Annotated in this window: 27 protein-coding genes; 4 read left to right on the plus strand and 23 right to left on the minus strand. The window is 53.6% G+C overall.

What is annotated here, in order from left to right; all coding sequences use genetic code 11:
• Positions 1–11 precede the first annotated feature (11 nt).
• Positions 12–1,832: an ABC transporter ATP-binding protein gene (locus tag AB1I67_RS00205; protein ID WP_367027805.1), complete on the plus strand. Its 1,821-nt coding sequence runs from the start codon at positions 12–14 to the stop codon at positions 1,830–1,832.
• Positions 1,825–3,612 (plus strand): ABC transporter ATP-binding protein, encoded by a 1,788-nt coding sequence (locus tag AB1I67_RS00210; protein WP_367027806.1) that lies wholly within the window; start codon positions 1,825–1,827, stop codon positions 3,610–3,612. Before AB1I67_RS00205 ends, AB1I67_RS00210 begins: the two co-directional genes overlap by 8 nt.
• A gap of 108 nt (positions 3,613–3,720) precedes the next feature.
• Here the strand turns inward: AB1I67_RS00210 and AB1I67_RS00215 are convergent, their stop codons facing one another.
• The 18 genes from AB1I67_RS00215 to AB1I67_RS00300 form a co-directional block, all read right to left on the minus strand.
• Complete coding sequence (locus AB1I67_RS00215) at positions 3,721–4,302, minus strand: xanthine phosphoribosyltransferase (RefSeq protein WP_367027807.1); 582 nt, start codon at positions 4,300–4,302, stop codon at positions 3,721–3,723.
• A 103-nt stretch (positions 4,303–4,405) separates the two neighbouring features.
• Positions 4,406–4,996 carry a nucleotidyltransferase family protein gene (locus AB1I67_RS00220; RefSeq protein ID WP_367027808.1) on the minus strand — a complete coding sequence of 197 codons (591 nt, stop codon included), beginning with the start codon at positions 4,994–4,996 and terminating at the stop codon, positions 4,406–4,408.
• On the minus strand, positions 4,993–7,278 hold the full coding sequence (locus tag AB1I67_RS00225; RefSeq protein WP_367027809.1) for a molybdopterin cofactor-binding domain-containing protein: 2,286 nt from the start codon (positions 7,276–7,278) through the stop codon (positions 4,993–4,995). The genes AB1I67_RS00220 and AB1I67_RS00225 overlap by 4 nt, the downstream gene beginning before the upstream one ends.
• Positions 7,275–7,739 carry a 2Fe-2S iron-sulfur cluster-binding protein gene (locus AB1I67_RS00230; protein ID WP_367027810.1) on the minus strand — a complete coding sequence of 155 codons (465 nt, stop codon included), beginning with the start codon at positions 7,737–7,739 and terminating at the stop codon, positions 7,275–7,277. The genes AB1I67_RS00225 and AB1I67_RS00230 overlap by 4 nt, the downstream gene beginning before the upstream one ends.
• Entirely contained in the window at positions 7,736–8,584 is an 849-nt protein-coding gene (locus AB1I67_RS00235; RefSeq protein WP_367027811.1) for an FAD binding domain-containing protein, read from the minus strand. The genes AB1I67_RS00230 and AB1I67_RS00235 overlap by 4 nt, the downstream gene beginning before the upstream one ends.
• Positions 8,560–9,429, minus strand: coding sequence for an ABC transporter ATP-binding protein (locus AB1I67_RS00240; protein ID WP_367027812.1), 870 nt, complete (start codon positions 9,427–9,429; stop codon positions 8,560–8,562). The genes AB1I67_RS00235 and AB1I67_RS00240 overlap by 25 nt, the downstream gene beginning before the upstream one ends.
• Positions 9,426–10,418, minus strand: coding sequence for an iron ABC transporter permease (locus AB1I67_RS00245; protein WP_367027813.1), 993 nt, complete (start codon positions 10,416–10,418; stop codon positions 9,426–9,428). The genes AB1I67_RS00240 and AB1I67_RS00245 overlap by 4 nt, the downstream gene beginning before the upstream one ends.
• A gap of 61 nt (positions 10,419–10,479) precedes the next feature.
• A complete protein-coding gene (locus AB1I67_RS00250; protein WP_367027814.1) occupies positions 10,480–11,547 on the minus strand; it encodes an ABC transporter substrate-binding protein in 1,068 nt (355 codons plus the stop codon).
• 33 nt (positions 11,548–11,580) lie between these two features.
• Positions 11,581–12,987, minus strand: a complete 1,407-nt coding sequence (locus AB1I67_RS00255) for a nucleobase:cation symporter-2 family protein (protein WP_367027815.1) — start codon at positions 12,985–12,987, stop codon at positions 11,581–11,583.
• A 262-nt stretch (positions 12,988–13,249) separates the two neighbouring features.
• Positions 13,250–14,059, minus strand: coding sequence for an Rpn family recombination-promoting nuclease/putative transposase (locus AB1I67_RS00260; protein ID WP_367027816.1), 810 nt, complete (start codon positions 14,057–14,059; stop codon positions 13,250–13,252).
• Positions 14,060–14,175: 116 nt separating this feature from the next.
• Positions 14,176–14,349 carry a hypothetical protein gene (locus AB1I67_RS00265; protein WP_367027817.1) on the minus strand — a complete coding sequence of 58 codons (174 nt, stop codon included), beginning with the start codon at positions 14,347–14,349 and terminating at the stop codon, positions 14,176–14,178.
• A 159-nt stretch (positions 14,350–14,508) separates the two neighbouring features.
• A complete protein-coding gene (locus AB1I67_RS00270) occupies positions 14,509–15,504 on the minus strand; it encodes a serine hydrolase domain-containing protein (protein ID WP_367027818.1) in 996 nt (331 codons plus the stop codon).
• A 94-nt stretch (positions 15,505–15,598) separates the two neighbouring features.
• Positions 15,599–16,504, minus strand: coding sequence for an N-acetylmuramic acid 6-phosphate etherase (murQ, locus tag AB1I67_RS00275; protein WP_367027819.1), 906 nt, complete (start codon positions 16,502–16,504; stop codon positions 15,599–15,601).
• 32 nt (positions 16,505–16,536) lie between these two features.
• Positions 16,537–17,397 (minus strand): MurR/RpiR family transcriptional regulator, encoded by an 861-nt coding sequence (locus AB1I67_RS00280; protein ID WP_367027820.1) that lies wholly within the window; start codon positions 17,395–17,397, stop codon positions 16,537–16,539.
• A gap of 94 nt (positions 17,398–17,491) precedes the next feature.
• Complete coding sequence (locus AB1I67_RS00285) at positions 17,492–17,968, minus strand: PTS sugar transporter subunit IIB (RefSeq protein ID WP_367027821.1); 477 nt, start codon at positions 17,966–17,968, stop codon at positions 17,492–17,494.
• A gap of 37 nt (positions 17,969–18,005) precedes the next feature.
• Positions 18,006–18,449 (minus strand): PTS sugar transporter subunit IIA, encoded by a 444-nt coding sequence (locus tag AB1I67_RS00290; protein WP_367027822.1) that lies wholly within the window; start codon positions 18,447–18,449, stop codon positions 18,006–18,008.
• Between the two features lie 15 nt (positions 18,450–18,464).
• Positions 18,465–19,295, minus strand: a complete 831-nt coding sequence (locus AB1I67_RS00295; RefSeq protein ID WP_367027823.1) for a PTS system mannose/fructose/sorbose family transporter subunit IID — start codon at positions 19,293–19,295, stop codon at positions 18,465–18,467.
• A complete protein-coding gene (locus AB1I67_RS00300; RefSeq protein ID WP_367027824.1) occupies positions 19,288–20,091 on the minus strand; it encodes a PTS sugar transporter subunit IIC in 804 nt (267 codons plus the stop codon). The genes AB1I67_RS00295 and AB1I67_RS00300 overlap by 8 nt, the downstream gene beginning before the upstream one ends.
• Positions 20,092–20,374: 283 nt before the next feature.
• On the opposite strand from AB1I67_RS00300, the gene AB1I67_RS00305 reads away from it, so the two are divergent.
• Positions 20,375–21,295 carry a hypothetical protein gene (locus AB1I67_RS00305; RefSeq protein ID WP_367027825.1) on the plus strand — a complete coding sequence of 307 codons (921 nt, stop codon included), beginning with the start codon at positions 20,375–20,377 and terminating at the stop codon, positions 21,293–21,295.
• Here AB1I67_RS00305 and AB1I67_RS00310 read toward each other — a convergent pair whose 3' ends face one another.
• Genes AB1I67_RS00310 through AB1I67_RS00325 form a run of 4 tightly spaced genes read right to left on the minus strand, consistent with a single transcriptional unit; the run spans position 21,296 to position 24,641 of the window.
• Positions 21,296–22,147, minus strand: coding sequence for an SDR family oxidoreductase (locus AB1I67_RS00310; protein WP_367027826.1), 852 nt, complete (start codon positions 22,145–22,147; stop codon positions 21,296–21,298). It lies immediately after the preceding gene.
• A 32-nt stretch (positions 22,148–22,179) separates the two neighbouring features.
• Positions 22,180–22,626 carry a DUF1934 domain-containing protein gene (locus AB1I67_RS00315; protein WP_367027827.1) on the minus strand — a complete coding sequence of 149 codons (447 nt, stop codon included), beginning with the start codon at positions 22,624–22,626 and terminating at the stop codon, positions 22,180–22,182.
• Positions 22,627–22,645: 19 nt separating this feature from the next.
• Positions 22,646–23,518, minus strand: coding sequence for a glutamate racemase (murI, locus tag AB1I67_RS00320; protein WP_367027828.1), 873 nt, complete (start codon positions 23,516–23,518; stop codon positions 22,646–22,648).
• A gap of 19 nt (positions 23,519–23,537) precedes the next feature.
• On the minus strand, positions 23,538–24,641 hold the full coding sequence (locus tag AB1I67_RS00325) for a D-alanine--D-alanine ligase family protein (RefSeq protein ID WP_367027829.1): 1,104 nt from the start codon (positions 24,639–24,641) through the stop codon (positions 23,538–23,540).
• A gap of 209 nt (positions 24,642–24,850) precedes the next feature.
• Between AB1I67_RS00325 and AB1I67_RS00330 the strand changes: the two genes are divergently transcribed.
• On the plus strand, positions 24,851–25,561 hold the full coding sequence (locus AB1I67_RS00330) for a stage II sporulation protein R (RefSeq protein WP_367027830.1): 711 nt from the start codon (positions 24,851–24,853) through the stop codon (positions 25,559–25,561).
• Here the strand turns inward: AB1I67_RS00330 and AB1I67_RS00335 are convergent.
• Positions 25,491–26,681, minus strand: a complete 1,191-nt coding sequence (locus tag AB1I67_RS00335; RefSeq protein WP_367027831.1) for a TolC family protein — start codon at positions 26,679–26,681, stop codon at positions 25,491–25,493. The genes AB1I67_RS00330 and AB1I67_RS00335 overlap by 71 nt on opposite strands.
• Positions 26,682–26,688: the final 7 nt, after the last annotated feature.

Below are 26,688 nucleotides of genomic sequence, written 5' to 3' on the forward strand. Positions count from 1 at the left end.
TTTATTTACTTATGAAATTGATCATTCATTATCTGAAAAACTATAAAAAGATGTTTTTGCTCAACGCCTTCTCGGTGCTGGGCTTCGCTCTCGTGGAGCTGGGGATTCCGACCATCGTGGCGCTGATGATCGACAACGGAGTGAACCGTGGGAACACAGACTATATCTGGAAAATGGGAATCCTGATTGTCGTGATCTCCCTTACAGGGGTGGCGGGCACTATCCTCCTTGGCTACTGCTGCGCCTATCTTTCCACCTCCGTGACCCGGGATATCCGCAACGATATCTTCCGGAAGACCCAGGAATTCTCCCACAGCGAATTCCATGATTTTGGTATTTCGTCCCTGATCACCCGGACGGGCAACGACGCATTTCAGATCCAGATGTTCATGAACGTTCTGCTCCGGACTGCGCTTATGACGCCTGTGATGATGGCTGGAAGTATTTTTTTAGTGCTGCGCGCCTCCTTGAGCCTGTCCGCAGTCATTCTGTCCACAGTGCCCCTGATCGTGATCGGTGTGATCGTGGTGACCAGGATCTCAGAACCTTTAAGCGAGAAGCAGCAGGCGTCCTTGGAGGACATCAACCGGATCTCCAAGGAGAATCTGACCGGGATCCGGGTGATCCGTGCTTTCACCAACGACAACTATGAGAAAATGCGGTTTGACGGTGCCAACGTAAGCTATATGGGATACTCAAAAAAGCTGTTTAAGCTCATGAGCGTGACTCAGCCCATCTTCTTTCTTGTGATGAACTTTGCCGGGATGGGCATCTACTGGATCGCCAGCATTATGTTGAGCCGGGGAACCCTCCAGATCGGGGAACTGGTGGCATTTATGGATTATATGTTCCATATGATGTTCTCCATCATGCTGTTCTGCCTGGTCTTCATGATGTACCCGAAAGCCGCCGTCAGCGCCGGGCGCATCCAGAAGATCTTTGACGCCGACCCGGATGTAAAAAACCCTGAGCGTGGAATCCGGCTCACAGGATATACTGCTGCAAAACACTGTCCTGCAGACCACAATTCTGCGGATCACAGCCCTGCGGATCACCATTCTGCGGATTACAGTTCTATGGATCACATTGAAGAGATTGCTTTCGACCACGTGGACTTTGCCTATCCGGACGGCGAGGAGGCCGTGCTTAAGAATGTATCCTTCTCCGTAAAACGCGGGGAAACCATTGCATTCATCGGCAGCACCGGTTCCGGGAAGAGCACGCTCATCAACCTGATCCCCAGGTCTTATGACGTCAGCAGCGGACAGGTGCTGATCAATGGCAGGGATATCCGGGAATATGACTTAAAAAGCCTGCGGAATGCCATCGGTTTCATTCCACAGAAAGCCATGCTGTTTTCCGGCACCATTGCAGAAAACCTGCGCTACGGGAAACCGGACGCCACAGACGAAGAGCTGGTCCAGGCGGCAAAAACTGCCCAGGCCTATGATTTCATCATGGAAAAAGGAGGCTTTGACGAGCGCATCACGGAAAATGCCACCAATGTTTCCGGCGGTCAAAGACAGCGTCTTTCGATCGCCCGGGCGCTGGTCCGAAGGCCAGACGTCTATGTGTTTGACGATTCCTTTTCCGCTCTGGACTTTAAGACGGATGCCCGGCTCAGAAAAATGCTGAAAAAAGAGACCGCAAACGCCATTGTCATGATCGTGGCGCAGCGCATTTCCAGCATTATGGATGCAGATCAGATCATTGTATTAAATGAAGGGAGCATTGTGGGGAGCGGGACACATAAAGAGCTGCTCGACCGTTGTCAGATCTACCACGAGATCGCTCTTTCACAGCTCAGCGAGGAGGAATTGGCTCATGCGTAAAAATATAAAAGATATCATAAAGCTTCTCGGCAGGCTGAGACCTTTTCTATCCCCCTACCAGGTTCCGTTCGTAACCGCCATCCTGATGTCTGTGGCAAGTGTGGCAGCCATCACCACCGCTCCCAGGATCGAGGGCATGATCACCAGCCGGCTGGCAGCCGATCTTGCGGATATGGCTTCCGGGGTGGCAGGGGCACACATCCACTTCGATGTGATCCGCAATATCCTGCTTGTACTGCTTGCGATCTACCTGGCAAAAACCTTTACCCAGATTATAGGGTCTTTCTGCCTGACCAACTCAATCCAAAGCTCCATGCATGATCTCCGGGGCGCAGTACAGGACAAGATACGCCGCCTTCCAGTCCGGTATTTTGACAACGAGACCTTCGGTGATGTGCTGAGCCGGGTGACCAATGATGTGGAGGCTGTGTCCAATGCCCTGCAGCAGAGCTTTACCCAGGTGGTGACCGGAGTATTGACACTGATCCTTGCCATGTCCATGATGGTCTCCATCAATCCATGGATGGCGCTGGTGGCATTCCTGATCATCCCGTTCAGTATCCTGATCAGCCGGGGCGTGGTGCGCATCAGCCAGGGACAGTTCAAGGCGCAGCAGGACGCCCTTGGTGATATGAACGGTACCATCACGGAGCTTTACACCGGTTACAATGAGATCCTGCTGTTTGGACAGCAGGAGCAGGCGGAGGCCCGGTTCGAGGAGATCAACGGAAAACTTCAGAAACATGCATTTAAGGCCCAGTTCCTGTCTTCCATGATGAGCCCGCTGATCTCACTGACTGCATACTTAAGTATCGGCGTTGCTGCAGTGACCGGCTGTTTTCTGATCCTTGCCGGTTCCCTGACTGTGGGCAACTTACAGGCCTTTATCCGATATATCTGGCAGGTCAATGATCCGCTGACCCAGGTCTCCCAGCTCTCCTCCCAGATCCAGGCAGCATTTGCAGGCATGAAACGCATCGTGGAGTTTTTAGATGAACCGGAAGAAATAGAGGTTCCTGCACACAAACGGCTTCCCGGACCAGCCAGGGGCGAGGTCACCTTTGAGCACGTCAGCTTTGCTTATGACAGCGCCCCCGTCATCCGGGATTTCAACATCACAGTAAAAAGCGGGCAGATGGTTGCGATCGTAGGAGCTACCGGCGCAGGGAAAACCACTCTCATCAACCTGCTTTTACGGTTCTATGACGTGAGCGGCGGCCGTATCCTCATCGACGGAGTGGACATCCGGGACTTAAACCGGGAGGAGCTGCGGTCCATGTTCGGCATGGTGCTGCAGGACACCTGGCTGTTCTCAGGCACGATCTTCGATAACATCCGGTACGGGAATCTGTCCGCCAGAAAGGATGAGGTGATCGACGCTGCCAGAATGGCCGGCGTCCACCACTTTATCCGCACGCTCCCCCAGGGTTATAATATGGAGATCAACGAGGAAGGCAGCAATATTTCCCAGGGTGAGAAACAGCTTTTAACCATCGCCAGGGCAATCCTCAAAAACCCGCGTATCATGATCCTGGACGAGGCTACCTCTTCTGTGGACACCCGCCTGGAAAAAATGCTCCAGAACGCCATGTACACTGTACTGAAGGACCGGACCAGCTTCGTAATCGCCCACCGCCTGTCTACGATCCGGAATGCCGATCTGATTCTGGTATTGGAAAATGGAGACATCGCCGAGATGGGTACCCACGAAAGCCTTATGGCTCAGAATGGAAGCTACAGCAGACTGTATAATTCGCAGTTTGCCTGGGGAGTGGAATAAGGCTTGCCTGAGCAGCTAAAGAAGTCATGATCGAAAACTGGATCAAATATATAAAAAGGTCAGGATAAGACATGCTTGCTTATCCTGGCCTTTTTATCACTACGTTTATTATTCACCACGAAATACGATCTCACCTGTAGCCGGATCCATACTCTCTACGATCGCAAGGGACTCCAAATGCACGCCCTCTGCCCTGAGGATATCTCCTCCTGTCTGAAATCCTTTTTCTATCACAATACCGGCTCCCACCAGAGTCGCACCGGAATCCCGCACCAGACTCGCAAGGCCCTGCAGCGCCTTCCCGTTCGCCAGAAAATCATCAATCAGCAGCACTTTGTCCTCTGGCCTCAAGTATTCTTTAGAAACGATAATGTCATAGACACGGCCATGGGTAAAGGATTCTACCTTTGTAGTGTACACATCGCCGTCAATGTTCTTCGTCTGTGTCTTCTTCGCAAACACCACGGGCACATCAAAACACTCTGCCACTACACATGCGATCCCAATGCCGGACGCCTCGATGGTCAGAATCTTTGTAACCTCATCTTCTTCAAATCTCCTCCGGAACTCTTTTCCAATCTCCCGGAAAAGGCTTACATCCATCTGATGGTTCAGAAAACTGTCTACCTTCAGAACATTTCCCTGTCTGATCTTTCCGTCCTTCCGGATCCTGTCTTTCAACAACTGCATCTTTGGTGTCCTCCGCAATCTACTGATATTTTTTTATTGTACTTCGGCATGCATCGCTTTGCAAGTATTTCTTTTAAAAATAGGGGATAGTACGGTTCCAAATTTATTTCCAGTCCCGGCAGTCCTCCTGGATATCAATATCTTTAAGTTCTTCCGGGTTCTCTACCTGGTACAGGCGGACCTGTCCTGGGTGCTGGTTTAATATCTTCCGTCCGCCTGCATCACCCTTTAAGGATTTGAGCTGTGAAAAATAAGCGGAGGAAAACCAGGCAGGGTTTCCCAGATGAGTATCACAGCGGACACAGCCAAGCTGTGCGTTCTCCTGCTCCATCCGGCTGAGAAAATGATCCATGGTCTCCTCTGAAAGGTACGGCTGATCTGCCACAAAAAATGCACATGCATCTGCCGGCTCTACAGTTTCCGCCCACTCCACTCCGGCTCGGACGGAGTGGGAGATCCCATTTTCACTGTCGGGGGAATCTACAGCTGCCACGGAAAAGTGCTCCATCCTATCCAGAATCTCTTTATAGCGGGTTACCACACACAGCTTCCGGTTTTCCCGGGTGCTGCACACCCGGATCAGCTTTTCCAGGCCATGGAGATACAGGGGCTTTCCCTGATATGGGTGGAGCAGCTTATTGGCGCCGAACCTCCGGCCGCTTCCCGCCGCCAGATAAATCACTGCTATATTCATTTCTTTTCTTTCTCCAGCAATGCCATGGCGATCTTTTCACTGGTGATGGGAAGCTCTCTGAACCAGACGCCGGTGGCGTTAAAGATCGCGTGGGCCAGGGCCGGGGCCGGGGTATTGATCACGATCTCTCCGATGGATTTGGCGCCAAAGGGGCCGGAGGGCTCGAAGCTGCTCTCAAACTCTACCCGGAGCTTTCCCATATCCAGGCGGGTGGGAAGCTTGTACTGCATAAAGGAATTGTTCTTCATGCGTCCATCTGCTGAGTACTGGACATCTTCATAGAGCGCCATGCCGATCCCCTGCACGATACCGCCCTCAGTCTGGACCCTCGCCAGATTGGGGTTGATGACAGTGCCGCAGTCCACCACGGCGGCATAGTCCAAAATCTCTACTGCGCCGGTTTCTTTGTCCAGCTCGACCTCCACGGCTCCTGCCATGAAGGGGGGCGGGGAAACGGGGGAGCTGTTGGTCTCTGTCACCTGCAGGGCTTCTGTGCTGCCGCACATAGATCTGGTCCCGATCTCTTTTAAGTCCACGGCAGTTCCAGTAGGGAGATGTTTCACGGCGGCGCCGTCAAACTCGGTCTCATCTTCCGGAACCTGTAAGATCTGCGCCCCAAGCAGGCGGATCTTCTCCTGCAGCCTCTGACATGCTTTTTCCACTGCTTTTCCCGTGATATAGGTGGTGCTGGAGGCATAGGAACCGGAATCATAGGGGGAGGTGTCGGTATCGGCTCCTGATACCATGATCTGGTCAAGACTGCAGTTCATGCACTCCGCCGCCATCTGCGCCAGGATCGTGTCACAGCCGGTTCCCATATCAGCTGCCGCAATGGACAGGGTATAGATCCCGTCTTCATTCAATTTTATCGTGGCAGATCCCACATCCACACCGGAGATACCGGAGCCCTGCATGGCCATGGCGATGCCTACGCTCCTGGCTTTTCCGTTTCCCATATCCCGGCAGGGGTATTTTTCGTCCCAGCCGATCATTTCCTTTGCCCGGGCAAGGCACCGGTCAAGAGCACAGCTCTCCGTACGCTCTCCGTAGTAGGCAGGCATCACCTGGCCCTGGCGCACCATATTCATCTCACGCAGCTTTATGGGATCTATGTGGAGCCTGGCGGCCAGTTCGTTTACCGCGCTCTCCACAGCGAAGATCCCCTGGGTGGCCCCGTAGCCGCGGTAAGCTCCTGCGGACATGGTGTTGGTATATACCACATCGTAGGCGAACCGGTACGCCTCCAGTTCTCCGTACAGAGGAATGGATTTGTGTCCGGAAAGACCTACGGTGGTGGGACCATGTTCGCCGTATGCGCCGGTGTTGGACAGCGTATAGACATCAATGGCACGGATCCGTCCGTCCTGGTCCGCCCCGGCCCGCACGGTCACTTCCATCTCGTGACGGGGGGAGGATGCGGTCTGGGACTCCTCCCTCGTAAAGATCATCATGGATGGCTTCCCGGTCTTCCAGGTGACAAACGCCGGAAATACCTCTGCCACCACGGTCTGCTTTGCGCCAAATCCACCGCCGATCCGCGGCTTGGATACCCGGATCTTTGACTTGGGGATCCCCAGTGCATTGGAAATGATCCTGCGCACATGGAAGACGATCTGAGTAGAGCTGACAATATTCAGCCGTCCATATGCGTCAATACTGCACGCCGTCCGGAAGGTCTCCATCATGGCCTGCTGGTTGGCTTTTGTGTGATAGGTGTGCTCCACCACCACATCACAGTCTGCCAGGACCGCATCCACGTCTCCTGAGCCAGATGTGTCGCTGGCGCATAGATTCCTCTGATTGTCCGCCCCTACCGGGCAGAGCGCCTTCCAGTTCTCCTCCGGATGGACAAGCGGCTTCTGATCCTTCGCTTTGTGGAAATCCAGGATCGCCGGGAGCACCTCGTATTCTGCCTTCAGCATCCGGAGCGCCTGATCTACCGCCGCCTCGCTGGTTCCCGCCACGATCGCCACCGGGTCTCCCACGTAGCGGACATGGCAGTCCAGGATCAGACGGTCATAGGGGCTGGGCTCCGGGTAGGTCTGCCCTGCCATGGTAAAACGCTCCTGGGGCACATCCTCCCAGGTATAGACCCCCTCGATCCCCGGGATTTTCCTGGCCGCGTCGGTTTTGACAGAGATCACATTGGCATTGGCGTGAGGACTTCTGAGTACCTTGACCACCAGATAATCCTTCGGTGTGATATCGTCCAGAAATACAGGTTTTCCTGTCACAAGCGTCATGGCGTCTTTCTTCATCACCGGCTGGTTCACAAGCTTCATGAGCGTCCTCCCTTCTTCCATGCCAGATATTCCCGGATTCCCCGAAGCTGCCCCTCATATCCGGAACAGCGGCACAGATTTCCTGCCAGATATTCTTTGATCTCCTCGTCTGTGGGATCTTCATTTTCCCGGAACAGGGCAATGGCGTTCATGATCATACCGGGATTGCAGAAACCGCACTGCTCGGCTCCCTGACCCGCGATAAACGCTCCGAACTCCTCCGCCTCCTTCTGTAGTCCCTCCAGCGTATCGATCCGGTGTCCGTCGGCCCTTGCCGCCAGCACGGAACAGGAAAGCACCGGCTTTTCATCCATAAACACCGTGCAAAGCCCGCAGTTTGAGGTCTCGCACCCCCGCTTTACGCTCTTGCAGCCATGAGCTCTGACAAAATCGATCAGGAGCAGGTCTGCGGCTATCTCTTCCTCTGTCTTTTTCCCATTTAATATCACTGAAATCCTCATTTCACGCCGCCCCCCTTTTTTATATCCTGTAATCCGGTCAATCCCCGGCGGATCAGTACCTCAGCCAGGTGCGTCCGGTACGCCGCGCTTGCGCGCATATTGCTTTCCATTAAAATCTGTCTGCTCAGATCCTCTGCACAGGCGGCAATCTCCCCGGCGGCGGCATTTCCTTTCCACAGGCCTGAACAAAGCTCCTCCGGCAGCGGATAGCGGCGCGCCCTTGCCGGTCTCGCTCCCACCACGGCCCAGCCAGAATTCGCAAAACAGGTGAGCGCGCAGGTCAATACCGGGAAATCCGTCCTGGTATTGCGGTGAGACAGATAGATGCATTTTAAAGGAGTCTTATGAATGATCACGCGCACAAGGATATCTCTGTCATCCCTGCTAATGGGACGTTTAGCAAAGTCTGCCAGGGACATCCTGCCGCCCTTATAAAGCTCCACCTCCGCATCCAAAGCCAGCAGCATGGTCAGCACATCAGAAAATCCGTACCGTCCAAACAAGCTGCCTCCCACCGTGGCAAGGTTACGGAACTGCACGCCCACGATATGGCGCACACTCTCCGCCATGGCGCCGGCCGTATACGCCGCGAGGCCCGGATGCAGCTCCATCTGGCGCAGGGTCGCCATACAGCCGATCGTAAATGCATCCTCTGTCTCCTCGATCTGGTCCAGTCCCAGCCCGGATAGATCCACCGCCGTCTGTATATTCTGGCTGCTCATCTTGAGCCACAGCATCCCGCCAAGGATCTTCGCGCTCCGCTTCTGGTTCAGCTCCCAAGCATGTTCCATGCTCTCCGCTTTTACATATTCCTTTATCTTCAGCACTTCTTTTGTTCCCTCCATACCAGTGTTCTTCCCAGCTCCGTATCTGCGAAACCGGCCTGCATTCCGTACAATTGTTCCATTTGTTCCAGATATTTTTCTTCAAAATCCGGATCCGTTTTGTTCAGCGCCTGCTTAAGCTTTCCCTGGGACATCACCAGGATCTGCTCCGCGTAAGTCCACGCCATCACCGGATCGTGGATGGTGAGGAGCGTCCCGGTCCCGGTGTGCTTTCCATATTTTTGCAGGACTTGAAAAAACTGGTGCTGCCTGCCGTAATCAAGTCCTGCAAGAGGCTCGTCCAGCAGCATAAAACAGGCGCCCTGCACACGCGCCCGCGCCAGGTAGGCGATCCTGCGCTCGCCGCCGCTTAACTGATCCAGCATACGGTCCGCCAGATGAGCGATACCAAGCTCTCTGAGGGCCTCATAAGCCAGCTCATAATCCGAGTTTTTCGGCGTGTCCAGAAGGTCCATATACGGGGTCCTGCCCATCACCGCAAATTCCAGCACGCTGGCATGGATACCGGACTGCAGTTCCTGCGGCACATAGGCAAGATATCTTGCCCGCTCCCTATGGGACATCTGAGACAGCGCCAGAGACTCCTTCGGCGCGTTCTGCTGCTTCCCCTGATCCACCTGCGAATCTTTATGCGCTTCCACTGTCAGCCTGACCTGCCCGGTCTGCCGGTCTGCCAGGTGCAGCATCCCCCGCAGAAGTGTGGTTTTACCGGCTCCGTTCTCTCCCAGGATCGCCGTAATGCTAGAGCATAGAGAAAAACTGACGTTTTCCACGATGCAGCGTTTCTTCATCCATACACTCAGATCCTGAACCTGCAGCCCCAGGGGGCGTTTACGCTCCGTCATAGGATTTCCTCACCTCCCCTGCATCTTCTATGGATCAGGATCACAGTCAGAAAGACTGCGCCCGCCGCCGAGGTCAGGATACTGACGGGGATCTCCGCCGCCGTAAGGCTTCTTGCCAGCGTATCCATCAGGATCATGAAAACAGCGCCAGCACAGCCGCAGAGCCCCAGATGATCCTTTAAGTTGGAACCTAAAAGCTGGCGTACCATGTGAGGCACGATGAGCCCGGTCCATACCACCACTCCGCTCACAGAAACCGTGGACGCCACCAGAAGCGTCGCAGCCCCGACAGCAAGGTATCTGACCGTCTTGACCGGCACGCCCAGGCTCTTTGCCTCCTCCTCTCCAAAGGAGAGGATCTGCAGTTTCCAGCGAAGCAGCCACAAAACCAGAAAACTTACTGCTCCTATGGGAAGGGTAAGCCATACATCACTCCAATGGATCGCGTGAAAACTCCCCATCATCCAATAATCGATCGCCACCAGCTGGCTTGTGGGGTCAGAAAAATACTTGCACGCCATCAGCACCGCATCCATCAGCGCCTTGACCACGATACCCGCCAGGACCAGGCTGATGCGGCCGCTCCTGCCGATCAGACCGGACAGCCATACGGTCAGCGCCACCGCTGCGATGCCTCCAGCCAGGGCAGAACCCTGTACAAACAGCGCGCTTTGGCCCGCCAGAATCGCAAATACGGCGCCAACACAGGCGCCGCCGCTCACTCCCAGAATATCCGGGGATACCAGTGGATTTCGCATCAATTCCTGATAGACCATACCCGCCACCGCCAGAGCGCAGCCGGACATTCCCGCAAACACCAGGCGGGGAAGCCGGATCTTAAACAGCACATCCCGCGCCATGGGATCCCCGCCCCCTGACAGAATCCTGAACAGATCTTCCGGCGCAAGAGGATATCTGCCAATGCCGCAGCTCATAACCGCCGTCACAAAAAGCAGCAGGATCATGCACCAGAATCTTCGCCTTTTCATGGGTTTCTCCTCATCTGTTTCCATATGTGCTTCCATATCCGTTTCACTGTCTGCTTACCAGCTATTTACTCAGCAGCTCTTCTTCCACGGATACATCAAAAAATCTCTCGTAAAATCCTTTTGCTTCTTCCAGATATTCTTCTTCACTGTACACCTCCGGGTGCAGCTTGGAAGTCAGCCACAGCACCCCCAGCACCGAGGAGGGCGTAGGATAATCCCACGGCTCTATCTGAGAGGGAAAGGTCATAACCTTATTGTCCTTAACTGCCTGCACATTGGCAAGGCTTTCATCGGAAAGAATATCCTCCAGACTATATTCCGCATAACTGACCGCAAACAGATACTCCGGATTCCAGGCCAGAACCTGTTCCGGTGAAACCGTCTGCCAGTAACCTTCTGTCAGCCCGGCAGATACATTTTCTCCACCCGCCATCTCAATGAGATCGTTCTGATACATTTTGGAGGTGGCAGTCCTCAAGTAATCGGAACCGGAAGACAGATATACCTTCGGCCTGTCCAGATCCTTTGTCAACTCCTGCGCTTTCTCCATCTGCTCATGATAATAGGCAAGCAGCTCGCCGCTGCGCTCCGTCTGGCCGACAGCCTTTCCAAGCAGCTCCACACAGGCCTCAAAATCCTCCTGCGTCTCCGGATTCACCACCAGCACCGGAATGCCCAGTTCTTCAAAGGAGCTAACACTGTCCTGGAGCCGCAGGGGAAGGATCACCAGATCCGGCTTCAGCGCCGCGGTCTCCTCCACATTGATCCCCTTGCCTGAACCGACTGCCGGAAGCTCCAAAAGCTGCGGCGCAGCCAGCTTATACAGTTCCCTGGTATCCGCCTTCATCTCAATCCCCTCCAGCCTGTCCTCACACCCAAGGGCGATCAGGATTGCCGTGGAAATGTAATAGGAGGATACCAGCCTTTTGGCCGGAGCAGGCAGAGTTACTTCCCGTCCGGCCTGGTCGGTGAGCATGATAGCTGCTGCAGCGCTCACAGTCTCCATACTGCTTTCTGTCTCCGCAGCGCTTCCAGACTCTCCGCCTCCAGTCTTCGCGTTTGCGCATCCTGTCACCCCTGTCAATGCCAGTACCGCCACAAGGAACAGGCTCATAAAACGTCTTTTCATTCCAGTCATTTTTCTCTGCACTCTACTTTGTACTTATTTCCCGTTTTCCTTCGGAATCAAAATATTTAAAACAATCGCCACCAGCGCCGCCGGAACAATACCGGAACCGCCGAAGATCAACTGGACTGCGGTGGGAAGCTGAGACAGCACCCCGCTGTTGGAGCCGATCCCATAGCCCAGTCCCAGCGCCACAGACACAATGGTAATATTCCTTCCAGTCATAGGCTCCTTGGTGATCAGCTGGATACCGCTGACCACGATCGAGGAGAACATCATAACTGCCGCCCCGCCCAGCACGCACTGGGGCATAATGGAGATCAGCGCCGCCAGCTTCGGGAACAGGCCGCACAGGATCAAGAAAACAGCACCTGTTGCCAGAGCTGTCCGGTTCACGATCTTTGTCATGGTCACCAGACCAACATTCTGGCTGAATGAGGTATTGGGCAGCACGCCGAAGAATGCTGCAAAGGAAGATCCCAGGCCATCGCAGATCACACCGCCTGACAGCTCTTTATCGGTGGCTTCTCTCCCCATACCGCCTTCCATAACGCCGGAAATATCACCTACCGTCTCCACAGCCGTCACAACAAACATGATCAGCACCGGCAGGATCGCTCTCCAGTCAAACACCAGCGGCACCGGCAAAAGCTTCGGGATCGAGAACCAGGAAGCGCTTTTCACCTGTTCCCAGTTCAGCACCCATGCCTTTGTGTACTCAACACCATCTGCAGTCACCGCCGTAGTGGGAAGCACCATAGCCATGATTGCAGCAATGATATAACCCACAATGATACCGATCAAAATAGATGCTGCGCTGGTCATTCCCTTTGTGCCGTGCTTAAGCGCCACGATCACCAAAAGCACCACAGCTCCCAGCATCAGATTCTCTACAGAACCAAAGTCCTTTGCGTTGTTTCCGCCGCCAAAGGAATTCACACCTACCGCGATCAGCGAAAGACCGATCGACAGCACCACGGTACCGGTTACCACCGCCGGGAAAAATCTGCGGAGCGGCTTCAGCATAAATCCAAGCACACCCTCCATCAGACCGCCGATAATCGATGCGCACATGATCGCGCCATACGCCAAAATCCCGCCGCCCATAACGCTGACAACACTGTTAAATACACCGATAAATCCAGAGCTGGTTCCCATGATGATCGGAACCTTTCCTCCGACCGGACCGATGGCGAACAGCTGTACCAGAGTTACAATACCTGCAACCAGCATAGCATTCTGTAAAAGATCCACCTGCAAATGACCAAACTCACCGCCTGCAAGACCGCAGGCGCCAGTGATAATAAGCAGCGGCGTCAAGTTTCCTACAAACATAGCAAGTACATGCTGCAATCCCAGCGGAATTGCTTTTTTCAGCGAAAGCTTTCCATAAAAATCATATTCTGCGCCCTGGTTTCCCGGCTGTTTTTCTTCCTGATTCACTTTCTTTTCTCCTTTGTTTTAAACTTTTTCATTCAAGAGTATACCGCATGATTGAAAATTTGTACAGCAAAAGAGATAAAACTGAGACGAATAGAACTGCGGCTGCCAATACACCCTTTATCATGTGATTATCATGTAATCCATTGCCATTCTTTTTGTTGTTTATAATCTCTGTCGGAATTAAAAGATAAAAGATTAATTCCTGATATTTCTTAGATTCCTGCCGCCGGTTTAGACACCGGCGGCAGCGAAGCCTGACTCATCACGCCTCTATATGATACTTCTCAAACATCTCCTGAAGGAATCCGGCATCTTTGCGAAGAAGCGGGATCTTATCTGCTTCTCCGTTAGCCTCCATCAGATCCATGAGCCGAAAGAGGTTATCGCGGCCTTCCTGTCTGCCTTCCTTCCGCTCATCGCTAAGCATCTCACTGAACAGCATGTATCTTACCTCCATTCCGCGGCTCTGCTTGATCTCCGTTATCCTGGTCTCAATCCTTTGGATCAGTTCATCCGACTGGCTCTCTTCCGCTGTGGACATGCCGTCCACATACTTCAGAAAACGAATCAACTCCGGAGCTTCCTCAGCGTCATTCTGCCCCTTCGTGCTTAGAAACACCTTATAGGCCTCATCGCCGAGTTCTTCTCCGGTCTCGCTGCACCGGTTCATACAGGTGTAACGGTACAGTCCATGTCCAAAAGGATCAAACGTACAGATAAAAATGACAAAACTCTTAGGAAGCTCGTTGAAATCCATCCCCGGCTTCAGCTCCACCATGTCCATCTGTCCCTGGTAGAAACGGCTCCGTTTGGGAAGGTTCTTCTTATCCGTGGTCTGCATCTCTACGTTATAGACCGATCCCTTCTCATCATCCGCATAGACATCCAGGCGCACTCCCCTGTAGTCCGGATTGACAAGCAAAGTTGCCTCTCCCACAACCTTTACCATTCGGATCGGGATCCCCATCACCCGCTCCAGCACTCCACGACAGATCTCTTCATCCTCCATCGTAGCTGCAAACATAAATGCATCCCGAAACTGTAACTGATAAAACGCTTTATTCTCTGCCATAGTTCTGCCTTTCCGATGCGGCAGCGGCAGTCATTCTATTCGTACTTTTATTATAATATATGGCCTCGGGCATGGCAAGAAATATTTTATCTCGTCTGCACCACTCCATCCACGATCTACTCGCCCGCCTCGTTGACTTCATAGCCGTCCGCATCAAGGAACCAGCCGTTTTTCATCGTTCCGTTTTCATCAAAGTAGAACCAGCCGCCCTTTGGCTGCCCTGCGCCCGCGTAAGGAATGAATGGAGGAAGTCCATCCGGCAAACTTATAGCCGCTTTTTGTTCCCGCATGGATAGCTACGATCTCTCCTGCCTCATGATCAGATTCGACGCATCATTTGAAGTGTCGGTTGTTCTGTGGAAACAGACAACGGGCGGGGAGTAAAAGTGATGTCACTTCTATCCCCGCCCGCCGCTGCAAAGTATGAAAATCCAGGCCTGACGGTCGTTTTATCCCATAAACACTTCGTTTAAAACCTTCCGCCCCTCCAAAAACCCCGGATTCTCCCTGGTTGGATGGACCCGGTTGGTCAAGAGCACAAAGGCCCGGTCACGGTTTAGATCCAGCAGCATGGAAGTCCCTGTAAACCCTGTATGATACAGGGTACCGGGACCGTATTCGCAGCTCCATCCACAGGTCCGCCCGAAGGAGCTTTCCGTGCACAGCCGCTCATACATCCGCGCTGTAAAAAGCTTCTCTGACCTTCTCAAATAAGCGTCTGCAAACGCTGTCATATCCTCCAGCGCAGAAAACAAACCGGCGCTCCCGCTCTCCCCCAGTAGATATGCTTTCCCGTCATGAACCTCCCCGCAGACACAGCCGCGGTCCGGGCGCACCTCCGTCGGGATATACCATTCCTTTGCCCGATCCGTCCGGTAAGAGGTGTGAAGCATGTGAAGCGGGCCAAATACGTATTTCTGAAAGCTCTCCTCCAGGGACATTTCATCTAACTTCTGTATGATCAATCCCAGCAGGATAAATCCCGTATCTGAATACAAAAAACCCGATCCTGGGTCCTGTACCGGGCAGGTTTCATAAACCCGGTCCAGAATATTCTCCCTTGTCAGGGTCTCTTTTCCCGCCACCTCCGCTGCCAGGCCGCTGTTATGCAGCAGCAGACTGCCCACCGTAATCTGCGGGTACGCAAATCGTTCCAGAATATCCTTTACCGGAGTATCCATGGACAGCTTCCCCGCCTCCACAAGCTGTAAGACCCGGCTGGAAGTCCCCACCACCTTGGTCAGGGACGCCAGATCATAGTACATGCCCGGCAGGACCGGGCGGGAAGCGTAAGGCTCCATTACGCCCTGATATCCGCCGCATGCAAGCTGACGGCTCTCTTTTGTGGCCCAGGCGCAGGAATACCCGCACAGTATTCCGGTTTCCACCATACTGTCCAGGTATTCCCGCATCTGCTCCACGGTATCATTCCACGTGTCGCTCATTTTATCATTCCTCATAACTGCACCGGCGATTACCACGGTGCCTGTCTCTGCACGTTTCCGTGCCGCACACCTGCCGGCTTCCCCGCATGCTTTCTTACTGTTTCACAATGCCGATCGCATCCCGCACATTCCCCTTCGTTTCAGCCAGCGCTTTCGCCGCTTCCTCTAAGGTACAACCGCCTTCCAGCATAATGATCGCCTCCGGCACCTTCATCTGTGCTTTTTCAAGCATCTCCATCGCCGTCTCCCGGTCCGCTCCGGTGATCTCGGCGATCATATTGGCCGCGCGTACCACCAGCTTTTCATTGGTCGGCTGCACGTGCACCATGTAGTTCTGATAGACCTTGCCCAGCTTCACCATGGTTGCTGTGGACAGCATGTTGACGATCATCTTCTGTGCGGTTCCCGCTTTCATGCGGGTGGAACCGCTGATCGCCTCAGCTCCGACTACCGGTGCAATGGAGATCTGTGCAAGCTTTGCCATCTCACTGCCGCTGTTGCAGGTCACGGAAATGGTCAGCGCCCCCACCTGGTTGCCGTACTCAAGCGCAGCCGCAGTGTACGGGGTGCGTCCGCTGGCGGCAATGCCGATCACACAGTCGTCCGCAGTCACGCCGGCTCTTTTTAAATCCTCCACCGCCAGCTCTCTGGAGTCCTCAGCGCCTTCCACCGCCTTGTACATGGCCTGCTCTCCGCCAGCCAGAAGCCCAAATGCCCGCTCCGGCGGCACGCTGTAGGTCGGCGTCAGCTCCACCGCATCCAGTGTCCCCATTCTCCCAGAAGAACCTGCTCCGCAGTAAATGATCCGCCCGCCTTTTGCAAACCGCTCCGCTATGGCGTCCACTGCCCTGGCAACCTGGGGCAGTTCCTTTTCCACCGCCTCAGCAACCTTTTTATCCTCCTGATTGATCAGCGTCACGATCCCAAGGGAATCCAGCCGGTCAATCTCTTTTGTAGCCTCGTTGACTGTCTCTGTCGTAAGACCGTCTATATTTACCATCCTATATTCTCCTCTTTTCCCGCACCCTCCTGTCAGAAACCATCCTTCGTCTTGAGGCCCTCAACGAGCTTCCTGGTCTTCATCAGGTTTACCTCTGTCTCCTCCAGAGCCTCCTGGATCACCCCCATATAGAGAAGGTCCCCCATAATGATCGACGTATGCACTGATGTAAATGCGCCGATCCGCATCACCGCTTCCTTATTCGGGACCAGCAGGGGAATATCCGCCAGCTCCCGTATAGGCGACTCCCCATTCCGGGTCACAGCAATGATGGTCGCATGGTTCTTCCGGGCAATCCTGCATGGATATAAAACCTCCTTGGACTGTCCGCTGTAGGAAAATGCGATAATCACATCCCGTTCATCAATATAATGGAGAAATTCCACCATCATATTTAAATCAAAATAATAGCTGGCGTCATAATCCGCCCGTTTCAGCTTGTGAAACAGGTCATACGCAGGCAGCATGGATGCGCCGATCCCCAAAAGATAGATCCGTCTGGCTCCCTTAACCGCCCGGATCGCCCGACCCAGTTCCTGATAATCCAACTGGTAGAACAGATCCTTTAGCGCCCCTTCCACCAGATTTTCCATCTTACTGCATAAAAGCTCCAGGCTGTCATTCTTAGAAATGATCGGATCTACCATATTCCAGTCATTGTCCTGGGAATTGGCGGCAGCCAGGGCCAGCTTAAATCCCTCCAGCCCGTCGAATCCCAGCTTCTGCACATAGCGGATGATCGACGCCGAGGAAACCTCGCTGTTTTTTGCAATATCCACCGCTGTCATCCCAAGACAGTCCGATACATTGGCAAGGACAAAATCCGAGATCCTTTTCTCCGCCTTGCTCATATTATTGTACTTTTCCCGGATTTCCAGCTTGATATTTTCCATGAAGTCTCCTCGTCTTTCCTGTCTGTTCTTCACCGGTTACCCGGCTAATTTCTGCACGTTTCTGCCTGATCGCCCCTACCGGGCATTCCTGGCCTTAAGCCAGATAGTTCAAAATGGACTGATCCGATTCATTGGGGATCATCTGTGCCGTAACCGGAATCCCCTTCGCGATGATATCCTTGATCTCCACAATATCCTGCTCCGTTAAATTGACGGATTTTTTGATCTGTTTAGAGCCTTCCCGCTGCGCCACATTGCCTACATTCACAGACGGGATCTCCATCCCGGCGGCAACCAGCTCCGCCATATCCCCAACGTTTTTTGTGATCAGGAATACATTTTCTCCCTCGTAGGCCTTCTCCGCGAACTTCTCCACCGCCCTCTTTTTGGAGAGGATGGACAACTTCACTCCCGCCGGCTTTGCCATCTTAAGGCCCGCAATGATCATCTCGTCCTTTACAGCCGCGTCGTTCACCACAACAATACGGGTTGCCCCCACCGTGTTGGTCCAGACCATCGCCACCTGACCGTGGATCAGGCGCTCATCTACTCTTGCATGTACTATTGCCATTCTCTGTTCCTCCTCATCTAAACCGCTGCTCATTTGCCTAATCCAGCTCGATCTCATCCTCATCGTCCGCGGAACCCACCAGCTCTTTTTCAAAATATCCGACCTGATCCTTCCCCGAAGCCGCCGTGGAAACAGCCAGCGTTTTCACGTCCGGGGCCATCTGACGGGCCATATATGCTTCCACCAGCATTCCCAAGTTGGTGCCGGTCAGTACTTCTACTTCAGGATTTTCCATGGAAAGACGTGATGCTACGTTAAAGGGGGATCCTCCGCGCAGGTCTGTCATCACCAGGATTCCCTCACAGGCTTCGCCGCCGAGGCTTTCTATGGCGGCCTTCAGCTTCTCCTCCAGCCGCCCGATATCGTCCCCTGCCTCAAAGTCTACCGCCAGCAGAGCCTCCGGCTCACCGGCCAGCAGCTTCAGCGCACTGACCAGTCCCGTGGCAAACTGCCCGTGTCCAGTTACTATTATCCCTATCATACCGTAAACCTCCCTTTAAAACAAGCCTGCAAGTGCTGTCAGCATGGCCTGCAGGTTGCCGAGCACCATGCCAAGGGCGATCAGGATGAAGATCAGCCTGGTAGAATTCACCTTTTTCTTGCCCAGCAGCCAGTAGGACAGCATCACGATGCCCAGAGGAAGCAGGGACGGAAGGATCTTATCCAGCATATCCTGCAGCGCAAAGGTCACTTCGCCAAAGGCGAACTGCAGGTTGGTCTTATAATTGATCACAGACGGGATCAGCGCTCCCACCACAGTCAGGCCCAGGATGCTGGCTGCCTCGGTGATCGGTGCAATGCTGTCCGCAAAACCAGTGGCAAGCTTCCGCCCGGAATTGTAGCCGATAAAAGTGAACTTGTAACGCGCCCAGAGCACGCCTGCACAGGTGATCAGCGGGATCAGAAGCCCAACCGGGTTCCCCTGGAGTGCTATGTAAGCGGAGATGGAAAATACGATCGCACGGTAGATCGCGATGAACAGCGTATCGCCCACACCTGCAAACGGTCCCATAAGGCCGGTTTTGATGCCCATGACCACTTCCTCAGACTCCAGGCCCAGCTCCTCCTCCAATGCCATATCCGCGCCGACGATCAGATGAGACATGGCCGGAGTTGTGTTGAAATATGCCAGATGCATCTTCAGCGCCTTTTTCATCTTCTCCGAGTCATCGCCGTAGAGCCGTCTTAAGACCGGCATAATGATATATGCGTAGCCCAGGCCCTGCATCTTTTCATAGTTCCATCCAAACTGTAATGCAAACAGGTTGCGGAAGTAAACTTTATTGATATCCTGCTTCGTGAGTGTCTTCTTATCCTGATTACCCATCGATCTCCACCTCCTCGTCATCTGTCATCGCAGCGCCTGCGGCTGCCATAGCCGGTCTGTCTTTTGTCCTGCTCAAATGGAGGGCTGCCAGTGCAAGTCCCACCAGTGCCGCCGCCATCACCGTATAGTTGCCGCCGCCAAATGCGATCAGCACGAAGCCGATGATAAAATACGGATAGTATTTCTTAAGAGGCAGGTAACGCATCAGGATCGCCATACCCATGGCCGGGAGGATCGCTCCTGCGGTCTTTAATCCGGTCATAAACCATGCAGGGATGACCGCATTGATACCCTCTACAACTACCTGACCGAAGATCAGGCCCAAAGCCACCGGGATCACACGGGAAAGCACCCACGGGATCAGGCCCAGAAGATTCGCTTTCTCCACGCCGCGCCAGTCTCCCTTCTCTGCACAGCGGTCTGCATAATGCTGGAAGAAGGAGTTGCTCATCCTGCCCAGGATATCCATCTGGGTCAGCAGAAGGCCGATCGGGATAGCCAGGCCAATACCGTACTCCGCGCCCTGCCCGGAAATGATCGCATATGCCGTACCCATGATCGCTCCTGACAGATAATCCGGGACCGTAGCCCCGCCATAGGTCGCCACGCCCAGGGTCATAAGCTGTAAGGTAGCTCCAACCGTAAGGCCCACTTTTAGATCCCCCAGTAAAAGCCCCGTAAAGGTTGCCGCAAAAAGCGGGGTGTAAATACCACACTGAATTGAAATCTGGTCAGTCACCGCGATCACGGTGTATACAATCAATAGTAAAATGACCAGTACAGAAATCTCCTGCATATGATACCTCCTTTGAACATTTTTCACATATTTTTGTTGGATAAGCGCTTATATTTGTATCATATCACAAATGTAATGAAATTACAAGCTTTATTTTATATTTCTTTTAAAATGTAACAATATTACATTTCGAGATGTTTTTCAGCTGCGAGGCTCCCTGCAATTCACGAGATACGCGTAGATATTTCTATGGGGATATGGTAAAATGACAAGAAGTATATGAAAGAATTCCAATGAAGAAACAATGCTCTTTTAGACAGGTCAGACAGGAGGACCTTTGCCCATGAAACGCAAACGCAAATTGCTGATTATACTGGTTTGCCTCGTATGCCTCATTCTCATACTGCTATGCGCAGGCTCGCTTTTTGGAATGTCGGCGGTTCCTGGCAGCGCCTCCCCATCTGCCAGCAGCGCAGACGGTATTTTTACGTTACAAAGCATAGGTCAATTGCTGCACACCGGAGCTGCCGTACTGATAGGATCCATTTTCCTGTTACTACTGCTCTTTATCCTTGCCGCCATCTTCCTCTTTCCCCCTGCGGCCGTGATACTTGCCGTATTTTCCATATTCCGCCACAGGAGCATCCGCTGGAAAACATTTTTGCCCCCTCTGCTCCTGCTGCTTATAAGCCTATGCAGCTATTTTGCCTGGAACCTGTTTGTCAACGGTTCCGGTTATGTTTTTCATCACGACTGGGGATCTAAGGTTTACAATGAAGGATATATTATCCCTCACTATGAAGCGAAGTATGAAGATATACTGGAACTGGCAGATAAAAATGTGATCGATTCCTGTAATGCAATATACACTCTGCGATCAAAAACAACGGGAAAATGTTTCACGGTAGAAACAAGATATTTTAGCGAGGGTTCTGGAAGTTTTGACATGCTCCACCTGTCGGATGCTTATCAGGAAATCCTGGGCGAGCGGCTGCAGGCCGGTGAAAGAATAACTCTGCCCTTTGATGATGGCGTCGGCCTGAAGTTGGATGACGGCAGCTTCTGTTGGTTTTATCTGTATGAGACTCAGGACGGTTACAAGCTCTATCTGACAGGGGACGCGGACCCCATAGACCAGGAATTTCAAGATCGTGTGGCTGGCGAACGGTTTACCATATATCTGGAGGGACACAGCCTGGTCATGGAAGTACCTCTGCTGAACGAAGGTACTTCCACACACCATATTGCCATCCAACCCGACTGATCACACTCCCAGATAACAGTGGAATCCCCCATCCACCGGCAGGGTTATCCCAGTAACAAAAGCGCTTCCCTTGGGGCTGACAAGAAATAATAACGCCCCCACCAGCTCCTCCGGGACGCCGTAACGTCCCATGGGCGTGCTGCTTAAGATCTTGGCGCTCCGGGCGCTGGGCGTGCCGTCCGGGTTGAACTGGAGGCTGCGGTTCTGGGGCGTCTGAAAGAACCCCGGCGCAATGGCATTGACCCGCACGCCGCTTTTGGCAAAATAAGTGGCCGCCCACTCCGTAAAGTTGCTGACCGCAGCTTTCGCCCCTGCATAACCCGGTATCCGGGTCATGGGATGGTAGGCTCCCATACTGGATATGTTGATAACATTGGCATTCTCCTGCCCCACCATGCATTCCGCAAAGATCTGGGTTGGAAGGATCGTACCGTAAATATTAAGGTCAAATTCTTTGTGCATCAACTCTGCGTCCACGTTGAAAAAGCTCTGAGTACCATCCTCCATCGCTTCAAGATCCGCATACTGATCCTGTGGAATTGTGGCGCCCTTCACCGCGCCGCCTGCGCAGTTTACCAGAATATTGATCTTTCCCCAGCGATCCAGAATGATCTCTCTGGCACGCAAAAGACTGGCCTTATCAAGCACGTCGGCTGCCACGGCCATAGCTTCACCGCCATTCGCCGTGATCTCCCACACTACTGGTTCTGCATTTTCAACTGTTCTTCCAAGGACCGCCACCTTCGCTCCGCACGCCGCCAGCGCCCGGCAGAAGACACCGCCGATCACGCCGCTTCCACCGGTCACTACTGCGGCCTGTCCGGCTAAATCTATCTGAAATGGTAATTCCATTATCCTGCTCCCCTCCGTCACAGCTTCTATGATCAGGACTGCAGTTCCAGCCTTGCATTCTCCCTGGAACACACATCCACCGTGATATTGCAGTCCGATACATGGCTGTAGTTGATGTCAAGCGAATAGTCCACCGACACCTTCAGGCTGTCCTCCTGCTCATCCAACAGAATCCGGTTGGTACTGACCTCCACGATCATCTCTCCCATGGGAGTCACATAGCGGGTCAGGTTCTTCCGGTCCTGCTCAAATACCATATGGGCATTGGCCGCGCCATTCTTGCGGACATCCAGCTTGTCCGGGGAGATCTTGAGCATGTTGCGGATATTGCCCTCAAAGCCCTCCATCACCTCATCGTAGATCACATAGTGCCTGCCGTTTTTTAGAAAATAATCTCCGGTGGTGATCACTTCTACATTATCATTCTCTCCATCCATGGCCTGGAGTCCGCTGATTCTTATCAGAACGTCTCTTGTCATATAAACTCATTCCTCAATTCTAATAGTTCTCAATATCAATCTTCCGTGTCTCCTTCACCTCGCCCGGCAGGATCGACGTGGCGAAATCGGTGAATTTCTCCGCCAGATCGCTGACGAAAAACCGGTATTTCTCACCCTCAAACGTGGCCTGCGGATCCCGGTTGAGTCCCTGCTCCTTTAAAAGCGCCTTCAGTTCGATGGCCGTCTCGTACGCCGGGTTTACTAACGTCACATCCTCCCCCATCAGCCGCCGCAGGGTGGAGCGCAGAAGCGGGTAATGGGTGCAGCCCAGCACCATCGTATCAATGTATCTGCCCTTCAGCTCGCTTAAATACCGGGAGGCGATCTCATCCGTCACCGAATCGTGCAGAAGCCCTTCCTCCACTAACGGTACAAAGAGCGGGCACGGCTTGCCGGTCACCTCAATATCCGGCCGCATCCGCTTCATCACATCGGTGTAAATGCCGCTGCCGATGGTCCCCTCCGTGCCGATCACACCGATCCTGCCGTTGCGGGTGGCTCCCACTGCCGTGCGGGCGCCCGCATTGATCACCCCGATGATCGGGATATCCGCCTCCGCCGCCACCGTATCCAGGGCGTAGGCGCTTGCCGTGTTGCAGGCGATGACGATGGCCTTCACCCCCTGGGTGCGCAGAAAGCGGATGATCTGCCGGGAATAGCGGAGGACCGTGTCCTTTGATTTGCTCCCATAAGGCACCCGCGCCGTATCTCCAAAATAGATGATGCGCTCCTCCGGGATCTGCCGCATGATCTCCCGCGCCACAGTCAGTCCGCCCACGCCGGAATCAAAAACCCCTACCGGGGCGTTCCGGTCCGGACGGGACAGGGCTGCCGTTGCCTGCATATTTTCTGCTTTTTCTGTGCTATCCATGCTATCCATCCTGACTCCTTTACCGCTCAAACGCCAGCTCGATCAGCCGATTGATCAATTCCTTTTTGGGAATCCCGGCGGCCTCCCACAGCATCGGATACATGCTGATCGCCGTAAAGCCCGGCAGGGTGTTGATCTCATTGAACACCACTTCTCCGTCCTGTTTCACAAAGAAATCCACGCGAGCCAAACCATAGCCGTCCACCGCGTTGAAGATCTGCTCCGCCGCCCTGCGCACGCGGGCTGCCGCACCGCCTGGAAGCTCCGGGTCCAGCACCGTGCGGGACTCCTCATTATAATACTTTGCCTCAAAATCATAGAACTCAGCCGCAGCCAGGATCTCACCCACGCCGGAGGACTGAACCGGCTTCTGCCCGCCGCCCAGCACCGCACATTCGATCTCATGTCCGACGATGGTCTCTTCCACCAGGATCTTTCGGTCGTGACGGGCCGCTTCCCAAAGGCCTGCGACCAGTTCCTCCCTATTCTCCGCCTTGCTCACGCCTCTGGAGGAACCGGCATTGGACGGCTTAACGAACACGGGATAGGCGAATTTATCCTCCACCTGCTTCACCACCGCCTCCATATCCTTTTTCATCCTCCAGCTCATGACCGGCACATAGTCCGCCTGACGGATGCCCAGATCATCCACAATGATCTTTGTGTACAGCTTATCCATGGACACTGCTGATGCCAGAACGCCGCAGCCCACATAAGGGATCTGCGCCAGCTCAAACAGTCCCTGGACGGTGCCGTCCTCCCCGTAAAGCCCATGGAGCACAGGGAACGCCACGTCAATCTGCTCCTCCCAGATCTTTTCATCCTCCGTGAAGATCACGCATTTCTTCGTGGCATCCGGTGAGATCACCGCCTCCACACGGCTCTCCCGCCATGCGCCGGACTTTATATCCTCCACAGACTCTGCTTTGACCCAGTGGCCCTCTTCCGTTATACCGATCAGGACCAGCTCGTAACGCTCTGTGTCGATCTGGGCTGTGACGTTCGCTGCTGACATACAGGATACAATATGCTCGGACGACTGCCCGCCGAACAGGACCGCTATTTTTTTCCTGCCGGTCACCTTACTCTCTGTCTCCCTGTTATCCATCTTTCTATTATCCATGATCTCCTCCCGCAAGCGCCTTCACGCGCTGGATTATTATAAAATACTTTCTATCATTATATATGGCACATTTTGCCCACAATACTGAATTTGTGGCTTTTTCATTGCAGATCGTGCTTTCCTGGAAAATCTTAAAATTTCCGATTAATTATATCACATCTGGCAATAATTACAAACATAAAAAGAACACATTTATGGGGGAAACATATATGAAACCAACCAGAAACAGCATTTACCACAATCTCACGCTCTGCCTGGCGTTCTTCCTGCTGGCGCTGCTATTATTTTTCGGCAATGTCCGTTCACGGCAGGAGGCGCTGGCTGCACGGCTGGCTCCGTCTATCCTGCGGTTCCACATCCTCGCCAACAGCGACAAAAATGCCGACCAGGAGATCAAGCTGGAGGTGCGCAGCCTGATACTGGATTATATGCAGGAACATTTGAGCGCGTCATCCGGCAAGGCCGAGACGATCCAATACATGGAAGACCACCGGGCTGCGATCGAGAGCACAGCCAATGATTATCTTGCCCGGAACGGATTTGACTATCAGGCAAGGCTGGAGCTGACAAACTGCTATTTCCCCACCCGCGCCTACGACCGGATGGTGATTCCCTGCGGAAACTATGACGCTGCCCGCATTATCCTCGGCAAGGGAAAGGGGCATAACTGGTGGTGTGTCCTCTACCCGCGTTTCTGCTTTGTAGACGCCGCCTGCACGGAGGTGCCGGAAGAAAGCAGGCAGGTTCTTCAGGAAACACTGAATCAGGACGATTACCTCGCACTGGAGGATAACCGCCCTGATGTTGAAATCCGTTTTAAATTGTTTCCTTCCGTTGTTTTAAAGCCGGTTACTCTACAGTCGCCTGACCGTCAACTGCCCAGTCATAGGTCTCCATCGCCTGAAGGAGGCTTAAGTTAGCCGACTCCTTCTCTGCCAGCTTCTTGTAGTATGCAAGCTGCTGACCGATATACTGGACTTCCGACGTAAGGCCCTCCTGAAACTGCCGGCCCGCCGCGTCATAGCTCGCCTGCGCCGCCGTAAACCCGGTCACCGCCGCGTCATAGGCCGCCTTTTTATCCATCACATCCTGGTACAGGCGGTTCATCTCGATGGTCAGCTTCTGGTCACCCTCGTCGATCGCCTTTAAGCGGTTCTCTGTCTGGGCATTGGTATTCTGGTTCCCGCCGGAACTGCGCTGGTCGATCAGCGTATAGTTGTTGCCGATGGCCTTTGTGGTATCCTGCTCTAAGTTCATGCCCGCAAGACGGTCCATGTCAAACTCCGGCACCGGGGCGATCACCGGATCACTGTCCGGGTCATAGCCCAACAGCAGGCAAAGAGTCCGCCTGGTGCTGTCCATCTGGCTTTGCAGGGAGGACAACTGGGACTGTGCCGAGAGCAGGCTTGAACGGGCGCTTAAAAGATCCTTCTGGGTGCCCAGCCCATGTTCCACCTGTCGCTGTACTGCGGCGCTCTGGCGCTCGTAGAGCTCTACCATCTTTTCCAGGGTCGTGATATTCTTCCGCATGGTCTCATAACCGATGTAGGCCTGCTGGGCGCCCGACGTGATCTGCTTTTCTGCTTTTTTGAGCTGTCTTGTGTTGCTTCTGTTGTTATCCCATGAGTTCACGGTATCGCGCATGGACTGCATCGTGCTCTTATAGGCGCTGTCGAGTCCCTGTCCGGTCTTGACCAGAACGTCGTTTCCAGTCAGCTTTCCGGCGGTCACATAGCCGTCCGCCGTATCCTTGATGCCCGGATACCGGCTCTCCAGCTCTGTAAGGATATTTTTATAATCCTCTTTAGAATCCATATAGCTGTCCCACGCCCTGGACATGTCCGGATTGTACTCGTGTACCCGGTTGGCGATCTCATCATATTCCAGAGTGTTGTCGTCCAACCTCGCGCGGGTCTCAGCGTCATAGCTGTCCGGCTCCGGGGTGGCTCCAGGTCCTGTAGGCGCCGCAAATGCAGGAAATGCCGTTACTGCCATGATGCCCGCCAGTGTTACTGCGATCAGGCTTTTATTTCGTCTCATTTTCCCA

Origin of the sequence: Clostridium sp. AN503 (genome assembly GCF_040719375.1) — a bacterium.
GTDB lineage: Bacteria > Bacillota > Clostridia > Lachnospirales > Lachnospiraceae > Brotaphodocola.